A 13,941-nucleotide genomic window follows, 5' to 3' on the forward strand; every position below is an offset into this window, starting at 1 on the left:
GTTAATGACCTTAGACAAACTTAAATTAATTCTAGCATTCTTTTCCATTAGTTAGGATTTTTTTTATAAGTGTTCATGGTTGACATCTTTTTTTTCATTATTTATACTAACCTTTGTGTTAAAAATGTATAGCAACTAATAATGAGGGATCAATTTGAATTTAACCTTTCAAGACTACATTAGTATTAAAATTCATAAGACAGATTTAGTCCTTACTAACTTTATTAAATTGAAGTTAGAGCCCTTTAACCTTGCTCCTGAACAAAATTTAATTATGATGTTGCTTTGGGAAAAAGATGGATTAACTCAAAACCACATCGGAGAAAAATTAGATAAAGATAAAACGAACATTGCTAGGATGGCTTCAAGTTTAGAGAAAAAAGGATTTATTAAAAGAAGTCATTGTTTAGACGATCGTCGTTCAGTGAAATTATATCTAACTCCCTGTGGAGAAAAGCTTGGTGAGGAAATCAAACCCCTGATTGAAGAGTTTAATGAGGTAGTTTGCAAAGGTTTTTCAAATGAAGAGCTTATAGAACTAGAGAGATTACTATTAAAAATGAAAAAAAACGTTCAAATTCATTTATGATTTTCAGTTTCATATATAGTTGCTGTATCAACATGATTAAATTGAAAAGTTGTTATAACAACCTTTCTTACCACTAGGAGGTACAATCTATGTCAAACGTATTATTTATCAAAGCTAACTCTAGACCGATCGAACAGGCAGTAAGTGTCAAGCTCTATTATTCTTTCCTTGAAAACTATCAAAAGGCAAATCCAGATGACGTAATTACAGAACTTGATTTGTTTGAAGAAAACCTTCCATACTATGGTACAGATATGATTAATGGTATGTTCAAACTTTCGAAAGGAATGGAATTAACTTCTGAAGAAGATCAAGCAGCAACTCTTGTTTCTAAATATTTAAATCAATTTCTTGAAGCAGATAAAGTTGTTTTTGCTTTTCCACTTTGGAACTTTGCTGTTCCAGCTGTTCTGCATACGTATTTAGATTACTTAGCACAAGCTGGAAAAACATTCCGCTATACTGCTGAAGGTCCAGTTGGTTTGCTCAATGATAAAAAAGTAGCCCTACTAAATGCTAGAGGGGGAGTGTATTCCGAAGGTCCAGCACAGGCATCAGAAATGTCGCTAAACTATGTTAAGACAATGCTTGGATTCTGGGGTGTTGAAGACTTGACTACCGTTATTGTTGAGGGGCACAATCAGTTCCCGGATAAATCAGAAGAAATTATTGCAGAAGGTCTTAAGAAAACTGAGCAAGTTGCTCAAGAATTTTAAATTTCTATCAAAAAGCGTTAGTGGTGACTCGGAAGATTATCTTCGAGTCACCTTTTTCTTTGAGAAATTCGCTATTGATATGGGAAAAAAGGATAACGAGTTTCAGTACTTCTTTTTTCGTTGGGACTAATTAAATACTGAGATTTTGGTTTTTGCTTGAACATTTTTGATTTATCGACGTTTCTGCCATCAAAATAGGTCCCATTTTTAATTTCTTTTATCATGAGCAATCTCCTTTTTAATTTAAGCATATAAGTTTTTATGGAAAGTAATACTCATTATTTGCTTCTATTCAAAAAAACCTAAGGAGCAGGTAGCCGCTCCTTAGGTTTAAAAAAGAGGAAGTTGATCTAAGTTGTTTTCTTTTATTCCATCGGGTTCGCTTCGTATGATGTCTCTGCCGTATTTATGAAAAACATCAATATGTGCAAGCCGTCCTTCTTTCGCTTCCGTTAATGCAGAGATATAATCTAATTCTCTTCCTGTATTCGTTTTAAAGGCAATAATATCGCCTTCATCGTTTTTTCGTACGGCGACGACCTGTTCTTCTAATGAAGAAGCAGATTCTGTTAAATTTTCACTTTTGGCTTGTTTAAGTCCCTCTTCTTTGTACTGATTAAATATTTGCTGATAATTATTTAATTCCATTGAAAAAACACCTCCCGAACATATGTTTAGTATAATCAGGAGATGTTTTTTCATACGGGATCATATTTGGGTGCTTCTATCTAGTATCATTCCCCTCTAATTGAACAACGGTGTGAGGGCTAGAAAATGTCAAATTCTTTTTTCGTATTTCCCTTATTAATGAATCTAGAATAGTAACTGTTTGAGGTAGTTCATGAAGCAAAACAGTATGTCCCGCTTCAATATGATCGACTACATTCTCGATTATTTGATGAGGATCCTTAGGATGCTTCCAATCCCAGCTTGCAACACTCCATAAAACAATTTCTAGATTCAACGCTTTGGCTACCTTAAATGTTTCATCATTATATAAGCCATAAGGTGGACGAAACAATCTTATCGGTTCATGTAAAGCCTGCTCCAGTAATATTTTGGATTTTAACATTTCATTGTATTGTTCTTCATACGATAGCTCTGTTAATATTCTATGAGAATGGCTATGTGTTCCTATAAGATGGCCATCGCTAAGAACTTTTTCTAATTTATTTCCGCTAGGTAACATCCCCGTCTGCCAAAAGAAAAGTGCCTGGACTTTGTTCTTATTTAGGATCGTAAGAATGTCGTCTAACAAATTAGTTGGCCCATCATCAAACGTGAGAATAATTTCTGCTTGTTTATTTTTGACGATAACCCTATCGTCATTCCAGTCGTGAAGGACTGAATTTCTACCTCATACTCAACTATAATTACGTTTTTTTAACATATTTCCTCCCCATAACCATTTCGCTATAACCATTCCTACATTTAACATATTATATCTTAGTTTTGACTATAAGTTGCATTTAATGCTTGACCCAAAGTTACTAACGATTTCCTTCTATGCAAAGCTCTCTAGTCGCACATACTACACTGTGTAGGTTTTCCTACTTAGATAACAAAATGGTTATAAGGAGAGGTTAGATTGGCACAGCAAACAACACAAGAAAGGCTAACCATTCAAGACTTGATTGAATCACGCCATAGTGTAAGGAAATTTGTTCAAGAAACAATTCCTAAAGAAGATATCGATCGTATTTTCGATTTAGTTCGCCTCTCACCAAGTGCTTGGAATTTACAGCCTTGGCGTTTTCACGTCGTTACTGATACAGACCTTAAACAAAAGCTGCAAGATGCTGCTTACGGGCAAACCCAAGTAACATCAGCCCCAGCAGTTATACTTGTTACAAGTGATATGGAAGACGTTATTAGAAACTTCCCTGAAACGGTTCACCCTGGACTATCTGAGGAACACAAACAAACTGAAATAGCGAATTTATCGTCGTTATTTGGTGGGATGAGTGTTGAAGACAGAGGACAATGGGGACTGACTCAAACTAATATTGCTCTTGGTTTCTTACTTGTGTCTTTAGAAGGCTTCGGATACTCTAGTGTGCCAATGTTAGGATTTGATCAAGAAAAGGTTAAGGAAATTTTAGGACTTTCTGAACATGTGAAGTTTGCAGCGATGGTGCCATTTGGACGTGCTGATGCTGAAGGATACCCTCACCATCGATATGAATTAGACAAAATTGTCAAATATCATTAAAAGTAATCGAAGGGTCTCGAAAGAATCTTCTTTCGAGACCTTCCTCTCATTCTCAGCAGTAATTAGGAGGAGTTAAGTTGTCAAAAGAGCAAAGACCTGTCTCATACCAACAAACGCTCGGAACAAAAACCGAACAAATTAGACAAGCAACCAAGGAAAAAAGAGAAAAATCAAACAAATCTTAAAAGAAACCGTTAAACGATTGTTCTCCGAGGCCACTTAAAGGGAATGTGAAGTGTTTATTCCTTTATACTTGGTCTCTTTTTTTCTTGAAATTTCGTATTGCGAAATAATCGATTTATTATTAAAATAATCCTTAGCTACTTTTGCTGACTAAAGGAGAACGTAATCATGAATCGAAAATTATTTCTATATGTTAAAGCTTTTTCAGACTTTGGAACGTATATGGATTTGATTGTCTTAAATGTATTAATCTATGCTGCAACCGGAAGTCCTGTCTGGCTCGCCGCTGCAATGGCAGCTCGTACTCTTGGTGGAGTGTTATCAAGTTTGTTTTCAGGAGTCGTTGCCGATCGCTTTAACCGAAGAAAAATTATGATCAACACTGATATTGTTAGAGCTCTTATTATTCTTATATTAATTCCATTTCCAAGCCCTACTCTTATCCTTATTGTTTCTTTCTTAATCGGACTAACGAGTACTTTTTTTGCAGTAAGCTTCAGTTCAGAGATACCACGAATATTTGGTGAGGATAAAGTTCTACAAACAAATGCAATCATTGCGAGATTAACCTCAATAAGCCTTGTTGCTGGCTTTATTGGTGCTGGTGTTTTAACTGATTTTTTAGGATATAAAGCAACGCTATTAATTGACTCAGCTACTTATTTAATTTCTGCCTTGGTTCTTGTAAAAATGAGATGGGATTCAACAACTGAAAAATCTCCTTTTGCTCTTTCCTCTGGCTTAAAGGAAAAAATGATTAGTGTTGTAAATGACTTAAGGGAAGTTTACAAATATCTAAGGTTAGCACCAATGCTCATGATGGTTAATATTGTCTTTCTTGTCGGAGCATTTGCTGGGAGCTCCCATAATTTAGGTATTCCCTTACTTGCAGAGACGATTCATTTTGAACGGCAGGGCTTTTACTACGGGATGATTTGGGGCGTGTGGGGACTTGGTTCCGTTCTTGCGACAATGATACTTCCGAGATTTAAATGGCTTCTTGAGCAAAAACTCTATTGGGTCTGCTTTGTTTCGGCGATTCTTATGTCGACAGGCTTCATCATTTTCTTGTCAACGACCTATATATGGATCATTTTCCCATTTGCATTCTTAACTGGGATCTTTGATGCATCGTTTACTACATTGCATGCAACCATCCTTCAAAAATCTGAAAACTATATCCGCGGCCGAATATTTGGAGTTGGGATGCTACTTAAATCATTAGGATTTGCTTTAGGTTTCTTGGTTGCCCCCTTCTTACTCGAAAGAATGACGATGCCAGAAATGGTTTGGATTTTGCACGGTACGTTAATTATAACAACAATTATTATCATTTTTTCAGCAAACAGTATAAAAACAAAGAAGAAACTTATTCCTCAAGTAAAAGTAAGCAATTGATCTCATTCAATTAAGACCAGTGATCCTCTGATCTCTGGTCTTTTTTATGTTGGTACTCCCCCATTTAATTACTTTAATTAAATGATTTAATCTAAATCGATGGTATATATTTCAAATTTTATCAAATGATAAAATATACCAATTGTTACTTATAATGAGGAGGCATTTCTATGAAAAGATTACTAACAGCACTCACACTCACTCTTTTAATCAGTGTTCAGTTACCTGAAGCAACTTTTGCCCAAATTCCCCCAGAAGAAATTGAGCAATATCTTTCACCAATTGGTTGGGAGGTTACTGATTTAGAAAATTATTTGAATGACTATTACGATAGATCCATTGATTCCTTTAGTACGTTAGAAGAACTAAAAGAATGGGTTGGAACTCCTATTACTGAAGAAAATCGTCAAGCAGTATTAGATAGCTACAATATGTCTTTACAAGATCTTGAAATCCTACTAACTGAGTTTGGTGAAAGTCCAAGTGATTATTACTTTGTTGAGGATTTAGATAATGCTATTGATTTCTATTTGAATTTTAATGATGATATGGCAGAAGTAACTGATTTTTTTGGGATATTAGGGATCTCTGATGCAGAACTTGAACGAATGTTTATCCATTTAAGTAAACTAAATGAACAAGAGATCGAACAGCAAATGACTCTGATAGAATCAAGAATCTTAGCATTAGATACATTTACTGAAGCAGCTGAATTAACAGAAACACAAAAAGAAGAAATGGCGTCAATTTTTACTGATATGCTTTCCGCTTACAACGTATCAGCTGTTTTTTATCTTGAATCTCAAGGACAAAGAGAACAGATGACATTACGATCTCTTTTGGATATGGCCACCCTAAACGGTAATGTTCTAATAATCGAACTTTACGATGAAGAGGATAATCTTTTATTAGACATCGTCATAGATGAGGATTTATTTGATACTGACTTCTTAAGTCAATTAGGTGAAGATTTACTATTGTTGCCTCATCTAGCCAATGAACATCCGATTGCCCAAAAGATGCCTAATACCGCTTCTCCTTACGTCAATAATATGCTCATTGGTTTAATGATTTCATTGTTTAGTATTGCTCTATATATTCGTCTTCGTAAAAGAAGAGAAAAATATGTTTCCTAAGAAAATGATAAATGGAAGAATGAATGGCATGGTGCCTATCATTCTTCTCTTCATTATCGGCTTAATGATCATAGCAATTAATTCTTATTGGTATGTTCAGGGAATTTCTTCGGTTGATTCAATACGAATGACAAGTGAACTAAAAGTCAAAGAACATATAAATCTATCTAAAAAAACAATCACTACAGAGAATCAACTCAGCCTACCCTCTGTTGGCGATATGTATGGACATTTATTAATTCCGAAATTAGATTCAAAAATCCCTATTTTTTACGGAGCAGAAGAGGATCAGCTTAAAGAAGGGGTTGGTCATGTTCAAGGGACTCCTTTTTCAGGTGAAAATAGTAATACAGTGCTATCAGGACATCGCGACACCGTATTTCGTCATCTTGGTAAAATAGAGAAAGGCGATCGTCTTATCATTGAAATGAATGCTAACATTTTCACCTATGTTGTTAAAAAGATTCGAATTGTTGATGAAAATGAGCCCACTGTCATTGTCCCAAAACCAAGGTCGACATTGACAGTTATTACCTGCTATCCCTTTGGTTATTTAGGGAATGCACCACAAAGATTTGTATTAATTGCTGATTTAATCGACAAAGGATAAAGTCATCAGGTTATTGAAACAAAAAAAGGCTACTGAAAAAAGTGAAATTTCCCCTTCTTAGTAGCCTTTATTAAAAATTAGAAATGTCTACAGGCGTCAACAAATGCTCTGAAAAGATTAAAGTTATACTCTTCCTCGTGATAAGTAAACTCTGGATGCCACTGGACGGCATGAACAAATCGTTTGGTTGGCATTGTTATTGCTTCAATTACTCCGTCCTCAGCATAGGCAACAGCTTCTAATTGGCTAGATAAATCTTTTATTGCTTGATGGTGACAGCTATTAACCATTAATGACTCGTTATTGATTATTTCTTGAAATAATGTTCCTTCTTTTATACGGACACTATGAGAAGGGTTCGTGTATGGGGGTTTTTGACTATGATTTAAGGCTTTCCACCCATGAAATTGTGATGGTAAATCTTGATAAAGAGTACCATCTAATAAGACATTAATTAGCTGTAAGCCACGACATATGCCTAGAACCGGCTTGTCTAAAGTTAAGAGTTGGTCAAATAGCTTGCTTTCCATTATATCTCTCTCCTGATTAACAGGACCGCATTCTTTTCTCTTCTTCTCTCCATAGAGATCCGGCTTAATGTCATGTCCCCCGGTAAACAGAAATCCACGATATGTAGTTGCAATTGAGCTTATTATTTCCTCATTCGTCGTTAATGGAAGCATAACTGGAATTCCACCAGCATCCTCAATTGCCTTCATATAACCAGGTAGCATCCAATAGCTTTTTTTCTCGTCATCATATAGCGGTAAGATAGCAATCAATGGTCTTGTCATATAGTTCAATTCCTCTCTCTTTTCTATTGTCTATTCAGAGCTAGTATTATATAAAAACAATTTACTATAAAAGTTAATATACCATGTTACAAGTAGTTAAATAGAGACAAATGATGATCGATCCGCTACTTCACAAATTTGCCAATAAGTAGTGCTTTACATAGTTTTACGTATTGTTTTGTTATCAGTCAAGCCTTACAACCTCGATTCAAAGACCTATACATAATTTCCCACGCTACTGTTACAGCTGTAATCTGATTGTTATAAGGCTGTTCTTTTTAATGATATGTTCCCATGATAGACTCAGCAATGAAAGTGAAATCAAAACAATTATGGAGGTATATAGATGAAAAAGAAATTCTTTTCGATTGTCACAGCCGGTGTACTTGCAGGTACTCTTAGCTTTGGAATAAGTGCTAGTGCGGAGGAAGTTATTGTTAAGAAGGGCGATACATTATGGTCGATTGCTTATCAGAATGATATTGCCCTAGAACAGCTAAAAGAGATCAATCATCTCTCTGGTCATTTGATCATTCCTGGTCAACGTTTAAATATAACTAATCAGGCTAAAAAAGAGACAAGTTATACAATTGTAAAAGGTGATACTCTTACGTCAATCGCAAGAGAACACGATGTTACTGTTGCAGAGTTACTAGAATGGAATGAAATAAACAATCCACATTTAATAGTCAGTGGTGCTACCCTAACGATAGGTGGTACTGTTGATCCGGTCCAAAGTAAAAAGACAAAGACCGTCCAACAACAGGCTAATAAAAACAGCTCTTCTCAAGTTGAAAATGAGCCAAAAATAAAAACAGAAACCACAAATGATTTAACAGTGACAGCTACCGCGTATACAGCTTCTTGTGATGGATGTTCAGGGGTAACATCAACTGGAATAAATTTATTGGAAAATCCAAATCAAAAGGTGATCTCAGTTGATCCATCTGTAATTCCATTAGGAACTAAGGTTTATGTCGAAGGTTACGGACATGCGATAGCTGGTGATATTGGTGGGGCTATTAAAGGAAATAAAATTGACGTGTTTATCCCTGACCGTCAAGATGCCTTAAATTGGGGCGTAAAAGAAGTGAAAGTAACAATTCTAAAATAATTGGTTAGGTCAGGTCAAGTCAACTAAACTGTTGTTTAGTTGACTTTTTTACACCCTTTTTAGTAGGTAAATAAACACAGTACTAAAGGTTTAGAAGAAGTGCTATTTAAAAATGTCAGCCTTTTCAATTACGAAATCCCTTACTCATCCCATATTTCACTCATACTCTTACATACAATGTGAGCTATCCGCCTCTTTTCCCTCATCATTACACTTGGTAAAATGAAACACTGTTAGACAAGAAACGACAAAGTTGGTGAACATATGTGGACAAGCACTGAAATTGGTATTGACTTAGGAACAGCCAATATCCTCGTATATTGTAAAGGAAAAGGAATTGTTTTAAATGAACCATCAGTAGTAGCAATTAATACAGATACAAACGAAGTATTAGCAGTTGGTACGGATGCGAAAAATATGGTTGGTAAAACTCCAGCAAATATTATTGCGGTTCGTCCATTACGTGATGGTGTGATTTCTGACTATAATATGACTTCAATAATGCTAAAGACCGTAATCAAAAAAGTGAGTAAACAACTAGGGTTATCGTTTAGAAAACCAAATATTGTTGTTTGTACTCCTTCTGGTTCAACTTCTGTAGAACGTAGAGCAATCGTAGATGCTGTTCGAAGCTGCGGGGCCAAGAATGTTCATTTGATTGAGGAACCAGTTGCTGCAGCGATCGGAGCTGACCTGCCTGTTGAAGAACCAATAGCTACTGTTGTAGTCGATATTGGTGGTGGAACAACCGAGGTGGCAATTATTTCTTTCGGTGGTGTTGTCTCTAGTAATTCAGTAAGAATTGGTGGAGACAAATTAGATGAGTTGATCATTCAGTATGTTCGTAAATCGTATAATGTATTAATCGGTGAGCGGACAGCTGAACAAATTAAAATCGAAATTGGCTATGCTCCCATTGAACATAATGAGCTTACGATGGAAGTCCGTGGCCGTGATCTAGTTAATGGATTGCCAAAAACAATCACCCTTCATTCTACCGAAATACAAAAAGCGCTGAAAGCTGAATTACTTCAGCTACTAGAAGCATTACGCTTAACATTAGAACATTGTCCTGCCGAATTAAGCGGTGATATAGTTGACCAAGGTGTAACCTTAACTGGAGGCGGTGCTCTTCTTAATGGTATTCAGGAATGGCTTACAGCTGAAATATCAGTACCTGTTCATATTGCTCACAGCCCCCTTGAATCAGTCGCAATCGGGACTGGGCGGTCACTTAAGTTTATTGATAAGTTACAGAAGGCTTCCATTTCATAGAAAAAGGAGCTGTTACAAAAGTATTTAACTAATAGAGAATTCGATATTAGTTGGCTGACGTTAACCGCTTCTGAAATATTCTTCATTTTCCGCGGTAAGCCGGTAAGCCTCCTCGGCTATGTAGTGAACCCAAAAAAGTTACACAGCTTATAATGAAGCAACTTGTTTGGCAAGAGTTCGGTACTGTATTGGACTCTTGCCTTTAAGTTTGCTTTTGCATCCCTCAGGAGTCTACGTATATTTCATCCGCTAAAGATTGCTTCGTTCATGCATTTTAGTTAGAGTCTTTACTAGGTCCCACTCTCTTTCTTATTTAATTATCTTCCTTCATTACCTGCAAGATGATCTCAGCTAAATAATTTGAAGTTAGCTTAAGTTCATCGATTGAATTTTCAGGTCCACCCATTTCAATTAACAAAGCACCATTAAACAATTCTTGATTGTAGTTAGATGAAAAAGAAGCCCCTTTTTTAGTAAGAACACCCTTTGATAATCCCGGAAACATTAATTCTGCTTTTTCGTGTAATTTCTTAGCTAGTGCTTCGTTTTCTTTGAAGTTTGGATGGTTTCCACTAATGACAAAGAAAATGCGGGCAACGTCTTTACCTTCAATTTCTATTGTTGTTTCATTTCTAGTTAGTGTATTTCTATGAATATCTAAAATCATTTGGATCGTTGGATATTCTTGAAGGATTTCTTTTACATAAGTACCTGTCACTTCATAGGATTGTTCGTATGTTTTCTGTTCCTTTAAAACTTGTTTTTGGACGTCCCTCTTTTCATGTATAACATCAATCCCTTTACTTTCAAGTTGATCACTTAGATATAGACCAATGGAGGAAATATTAACTTCATCATCAAACGCTTGATCTAAAGAAGTGCCTTCAGGTAATTCTGGAATAAACGATTCTGTATTGTGGGTCTGATATATATAAATTTCAGGGTTAATGATTGAGTTAGTACTAACAGGTGTTAAAAAATCTGAGTTATAAACAACTAGAAAGGAAATGATAAAAGCAGTAATAAATGCAAAAGTCGGTAAAAATATATTTACTTTACGACTATTCTTACCAAAACGTTGAACAAGTTTTTCTTCTAATTCACGATTAAATTCAATGTTAGGAGTAATTTTAGCATGTCTGCTTTTAAGTTTTTCTAATAACTCATTTTCATCTCGTTCATTCATTTATATCATACCCTCCTTTAGTTCTTTATTATTGATAAGGTTCTTTTTTAGAATTTGTAGTGCCCGGTGGTATGTCACTTTCACTTTAGATTCTTTCCAGCCAAGTACCTTCGCCGTCTCTTTAATCGATAACTGATGAATCCCACGAAGAATAACAACTGTTCGTTGATCAACATTTAAACAACTTAGAGATTCGTAGAGCACCGTGTTCTGCTCTTTAATCATTATTATCTCTTCAATTGATTCTTTAGCTGGTAGAATAAATTTTAAGAGGCGGTCACTAATTATTTTTTGTTTTTTTTGCTTTTTCATATGGTCATATGTTACATGACGTGCAATTGAAAAGATCCATGTCTTCAATTCAGATTGCCCCTTGAAATTAGCTAAGGACTTAAATAAGCGAATAAATACTTCTTGCGTTAAATCTTCAATATCGTTTGTATCAGTCAAAAACGAACTAATAAAACGATAAACATCTTGAAAATGCTGTTTGTAAATTTCCCGAATTTCTTCACTTCTTTCATTATTATTTATCAAACTCACACCCCCATTTTAATGAATTACTAATTAGTCATCGTATAGTAAAAAAAAGTTACAGTTGAAAAAAATAATCTTTTTAAAGATTCTCTCTGCTTATTCGGGATAGTTTTAAGAAATACATAGGTTTAGCAACACTGAATATATAGGAAAACTCAAAAAAATTTTAAGGCAAGCGATACTAATTTTCATTCTAGCAAATAAAGAATAAAAAAAGGCAGTCCAATTATAGAACTGGACTGCCTTTTAGACCGGAGACAAAACGCTTTTGAGAGATTCTTAAAAGCGTTGCTACGTTAATTCATCTGTTTTATATTAGATATACTGCCAAACCAACTCCAACAGCTTATCTTCCAAATTTTAGACATCATTATCCGTTCACCCCTGTTCATTTTTGTCAATTATAGAAAAAAGCGGACTTCTGTCTCTTGTTGAGAAGAAACAAATTTCCATTTTTCACTAGAAAAAGCGGACGGGATGGGAGGGCCGACTCCTGCAGGATGAAAGGGCAGGTGGAAATCCACCGGCAGAGCCGGTTAGTTCCACGCCCTCCTGCGGAAAGCGTGCCCCCCATCCCGGTAGCGAGGTCGAAGAGCGACAGCTTACTACTAATCAAAAAAACCTGTCGACTTGACTCGCTATGACGAGACTTTGTCGACAGGTTAAAAGGCAGTCTAGCTTTAGAACTGGACTGCCTTTTAATCTATATTATTTTAACACCTTAAGTGATTCCCTATTAAATGCAGGAATATCTTCTGGTGAGCGACTTGTAACTAAATTACCTCCACACACGACAACTTCCTTGTCATGCAATGTCGCTCCCGCATTTTTAATATCAACTTGAATTGATTTAAATCCAGTTACGTCCCTTCCTTTAAGAACTTCTGCATTGATCAGTAATTGTGGGCCGTGACAAATGGCCATAATCGGTTTTTTACTTTCTGCGAACTTTCTTACAAAATCGACAAACCGATCGTCCGCACGTAGGATATCTGGTGAGAAGCCACCTGGAATAAATAGAGCATCGAAATCAGCGACACTTACTTCATTAATCCCTTTATCAATAGCTACTGTAGCTTCCTTATTTTTACCTGTTACAGTCTTACCACTTTCCTTTTCAATTGTTACGAGCTCATGTCCTGCATCTTTATATGCTTTCGCAGGCTCTGTATACTCCGAATCCTCAAATAGATCCGTAATAAGTACGGCAATTTTCTTACTCATGAATATCACTCTCCTGATTTAAGTCTAGTAATAATTTACCCTCTCTCAAGAATCGTAAACACAAAGTCTTTTTGATTTCTAAGCAATTTATTGGACTGAACCGAGACATGCTAGGTATACTACAATAGAAAATGAAATGGAGGTATGATGATGTTAATTGAAATGTGGACAGACTTTTCTTGACCTTTTTGCTATATTGGCAAAAAGCGTCTGGAGGACGCTATCAAAGAAATTGAACACCCTATTGAAGTAGTCTACCGTAGCTTTGAGTTAGACCCAAATGCTGAAAGAGATATTAACTATAGCATGTATGAGAAGCTTGCACAGAAATACGGAATGAGCATAGAAACAGCTAAATCTAACTGTGACAATATGGTCCAAATGGCCAAGACTGTTGGATTAGACTATAAGTTCGATACACTTATTTTAACGAATACCTTTGATGCACATCGTCTGGTTATGTATGCAAAGACTCAAGGGAAAATGCAAGAAATGACAGATCGCATTTTATATGCCTACTATACCGAATCAAAGCATATTGGAGATCATGAGACATTAATTCAGCTTGCTAAAGAGATTGGATTAGATACAAAGACTGTGTCAGAATTGCTTGCAAGTGATGAAATGAGTAAAGAGGTTCGTCAAGATGAGCAAGAAGCAGCTGAACTTGGTATTAACAGCATTCCGTTTTTCTTAATTAATCGAAAATACTCCATTACAGGGGCACAATCTGCTGAGACGATCAAACAAGGAATTGAGCAAATCATTAAAACAGATGGTCCTTTTATCAATTTAGATGGTCAAGAAGATGCAGCAGTTTGTGATGAAAATGGTTGTGAAATTCCTAAAAAGTAGCAAGAAACACACCGCTTTCAGGCGGTGTGTTTTTTTAAATCCTCTACTACTCAAGTACAAAGGGAAATTAGTTAAAGTGAAGATTGAGGTGCTAGAAATTCTTTTTCCATCT

16 protein-coding genes are annotated in these 13,941 nt (G+C 35.7%); 9 read left to right on the forward strand and 7 right to left on the reverse strand.

The genetic code is table 11. From position 1 onward, the window contains the following. The first annotated feature begins 154 nt into the window (after positions 1-154). Together J7W16_RS06205 and J7W16_RS06210 are read left to right on the forward strand one after the other, a co-directional pair. On the forward strand, positions 155-589 hold the full coding sequence (locus J7W16_RS06205; RefSeq protein WP_210596403.1) for a MarR family winged helix-turn-helix transcriptional regulator: 435 nt from the start codon (positions 155-157) through the stop codon (positions 587-589). An 89-nt stretch (positions 590-678) separates the two neighbouring features. Continuing rightward, positions 679-1,305 carry an FMN-dependent NADH-azoreductase gene (locus tag J7W16_RS06210; protein ID WP_210596404.1) on the forward strand — a complete coding sequence of 209 codons (627 nt, stop codon included), beginning with the start codon at positions 679-681 and terminating at the stop codon, positions 1,303-1,305. 71 nt (positions 1,306-1,376) lie between these two features. On the opposite strand, the gene J7W16_RS06215 is transcribed toward J7W16_RS06210, so the two are convergent. The 3 genes from J7W16_RS06215 to J7W16_RS06225 form a co-directional block, all read right to left on the reverse strand. After that, complete coding sequence (locus J7W16_RS06215) at positions 1,377-1,529, reverse strand: hypothetical protein (protein WP_210596405.1); 153 nt, start codon at positions 1,527-1,529, stop codon at positions 1,377-1,379. A gap of 106 nt (positions 1,530-1,635) precedes the next feature. Then, positions 1,636-1,953, reverse strand: a complete 318-nt coding sequence (locus J7W16_RS06220) for a DUF3892 domain-containing protein (RefSeq protein ID WP_210596406.1) — start codon at positions 1,951-1,953, stop codon at positions 1,636-1,638. Positions 1,954-2,029: 76 nt separating this feature from the next. Next, on the reverse strand, positions 2,030-2,620 hold the full coding sequence (locus tag J7W16_RS06225; protein ID WP_210596656.1) for a polysaccharide deacetylase family protein: 591 nt from the start codon (positions 2,618-2,620) through the stop codon (positions 2,030-2,032). A 273-nt stretch (positions 2,621-2,893) separates the two neighbouring features. Here J7W16_RS06225 and J7W16_RS06230 point away from each other — a divergent pair, with 273 nt between their 5' ends. The 4 genes from J7W16_RS06230 to J7W16_RS06245 all read left to right on the forward strand — a co-directional run bounded on the left by J7W16_RS06230 (position 2,894) and on the right by J7W16_RS06245 (position 6,844). Further along, entirely contained in the window at positions 2,894-3,517 is a 624-nt protein-coding gene (locus J7W16_RS06230) for a nitroreductase family protein (RefSeq protein WP_210596407.1), read from the forward strand. 351 nt (positions 3,518-3,868) lie between these two features. After that, positions 3,869-5,098 carry an MFS transporter gene (locus tag J7W16_RS06235; protein ID WP_210596408.1) on the forward strand — a complete coding sequence of 410 codons (1,230 nt, stop codon included), beginning with the start codon at positions 3,869-3,871 and terminating at the stop codon, positions 5,096-5,098. A 170-nt stretch (positions 5,099-5,268) separates the two neighbouring features. Then, positions 5,269-6,234: a processed acidic surface protein gene (locus tag J7W16_RS06240; RefSeq protein WP_210596409.1), complete on the forward strand. Its 966-nt coding sequence runs from the start codon at positions 5,269-5,271 to the stop codon at positions 6,232-6,234. Further along, positions 6,224-6,844 (forward strand): class D sortase, encoded by a 621-nt coding sequence (locus J7W16_RS06245; protein ID WP_210596410.1) that lies wholly within the window; start codon positions 6,224-6,226, stop codon positions 6,842-6,844. Before J7W16_RS06240 ends, J7W16_RS06245 begins: the two co-directional genes overlap by 11 nt. A gap of 77 nt (positions 6,845-6,921) precedes the next feature. Here J7W16_RS06245 and J7W16_RS06250 read toward each other — a convergent pair whose 3' ends face one another. Then, positions 6,922-7,638 (reverse strand): gamma-glutamyl-gamma-aminobutyrate hydrolase family protein, encoded by a 717-nt coding sequence (locus J7W16_RS06250; protein ID WP_210596411.1) that lies wholly within the window; start codon positions 7,636-7,638, stop codon positions 6,922-6,924. 346 nt (positions 7,639-7,984) lie between these two features. On the opposite strand from J7W16_RS06250, the gene J7W16_RS06255 reads away from it, so the two are divergent. Together J7W16_RS06255 and mreBH are read left to right on the forward strand one after the other, a co-directional pair. After that, complete coding sequence (locus J7W16_RS06255) at positions 7,985-8,752, forward strand: LysM peptidoglycan-binding and 3D domain-containing protein (protein ID WP_210596412.1); 768 nt, start codon at positions 7,985-7,987, stop codon at positions 8,750-8,752. Positions 8,753-9,016: 264 nt separating this feature from the next. Further along, complete coding sequence (gene mreBH, locus J7W16_RS06260; protein ID WP_210596413.1) at positions 9,017-10,027, forward strand: rod-share determining protein MreBH; 1,011 nt, start codon at positions 9,017-9,019, stop codon at positions 10,025-10,027. A 313-nt stretch (positions 10,028-10,340) separates the two neighbouring features. Here the strand turns inward: mreBH and spoIIP are convergent, their stop codons facing one another. The 3 genes from spoIIP to J7W16_RS06275 all read right to left on the reverse strand — a co-directional run bounded on the left by spoIIP (position 10,341) and on the right by J7W16_RS06275 (position 12,974). Further along, positions 10,341-11,213: a stage II sporulation protein P gene (gene spoIIP, locus J7W16_RS06265; protein ID WP_210596414.1), complete on the reverse strand. Its 873-nt coding sequence runs from the start codon at positions 11,211-11,213 to the stop codon at positions 10,341-10,343. Further along, on the reverse strand, positions 11,214-11,750 hold the full coding sequence (locus J7W16_RS06270; RefSeq protein WP_246879871.1) for an RNA polymerase sigma factor: 537 nt from the start codon (positions 11,748-11,750) through the stop codon (positions 11,214-11,216). 708 nt (positions 11,751-12,458) lie between these two features. After that, positions 12,459-12,974 carry a type 1 glutamine amidotransferase domain-containing protein gene (locus J7W16_RS06275; RefSeq protein WP_210596415.1) on the reverse strand — a complete coding sequence of 172 codons (516 nt, stop codon included), beginning with the start codon at positions 12,972-12,974 and terminating at the stop codon, positions 12,459-12,461. A 195-nt stretch (positions 12,975-13,169) separates the two neighbouring features. Between J7W16_RS06275 and J7W16_RS06280 the strand changes: the two genes are divergently transcribed. After that, the gene (locus J7W16_RS06280) at positions 13,170-13,829 is read left to right on the forward strand and encodes a DsbA family oxidoreductase (protein WP_210596658.1); all 660 of its coding nucleotides are present in this window, start codon (positions 13,170-13,172) and stop codon (positions 13,827-13,829) included. Positions 13,830-13,941 lie beyond the last annotated feature (112 nt).

Origin of the sequence: Halalkalibacter suaedae, from assembly GCF_017939705.1 — a bacterium.
In the GTDB taxonomy this organism is placed as follows: Bacteria; Bacillota; Bacilli; order Bacillales; family Bacillaceae_D; genus Halalkalibacter; species Halalkalibacter suaedae.

Excerpts from the sequence above, each read along its gene's own strand:
- J7W16_RS06210 (WP_210596404.1), top strand. The coding sequence starts at position 679 with ATGTCAAACGTATTATTTATCAAAGCTAACTCTAGACCGATCGAACAG.
- J7W16_RS06215 (WP_210596405.1), bottom strand. The coding sequence starts at position 1,529 with ATGATAAAAGAAATTAAAAATGGGACCTATTTTGATGGCAGAAACGTC.
- J7W16_RS06220 (WP_210596406.1), bottom strand. The coding sequence starts at position 1,953 with ATGGAATTAAATAATTATCAGCAAATATTTAATCAGTACAAAGAAGAG.
- J7W16_RS06235 (WP_210596408.1), top strand. The coding sequence starts at position 3,869 with ATGAATCGAAAATTATTTCTATATGTTAAAGCTTTTTCAGACTTTGGA.
- J7W16_RS06240 (WP_210596409.1), top strand. The coding sequence starts at position 5,269 with ATGAAAAGATTACTAACAGCACTCACACTCACTCTTTTAATCAGTGTT.
- J7W16_RS06245 (WP_210596410.1), top strand. The coding sequence starts at position 6,224 with ATGTTTCCTAAGAAAATGATAAATGGAAGAATGAATGGCATGGTGCCT.
- J7W16_RS06250 (WP_210596411.1), bottom strand. The coding sequence starts at position 7,638 with ATGACAAGACCATTGATTGCTATCTTACCGCTATATGATGACGAGAAA.
- J7W16_RS06255 (WP_210596412.1), top strand. The coding sequence starts at position 7,985 with ATGAAAAAGAAATTCTTTTCGATTGTCACAGCCGGTGTACTTGCAGGT.
- mreBH (WP_210596413.1), top strand. The coding sequence starts at position 9,017 with ATGTGGACAAGCACTGAAATTGGTATTGACTTAGGAACAGCCAATATC.
- spoIIP (WP_210596414.1), bottom strand. The coding sequence starts at position 11,213 with ATGAATGAACGAGATGAAAATGAGTTATTAGAAAAACTTAAAAGCAGA.
- J7W16_RS06275 (WP_210596415.1), bottom strand. The coding sequence starts at position 12,974 with ATGAGTAAGAAAATTGCCGTACTTATTACGGATCTATTTGAGGATTCG.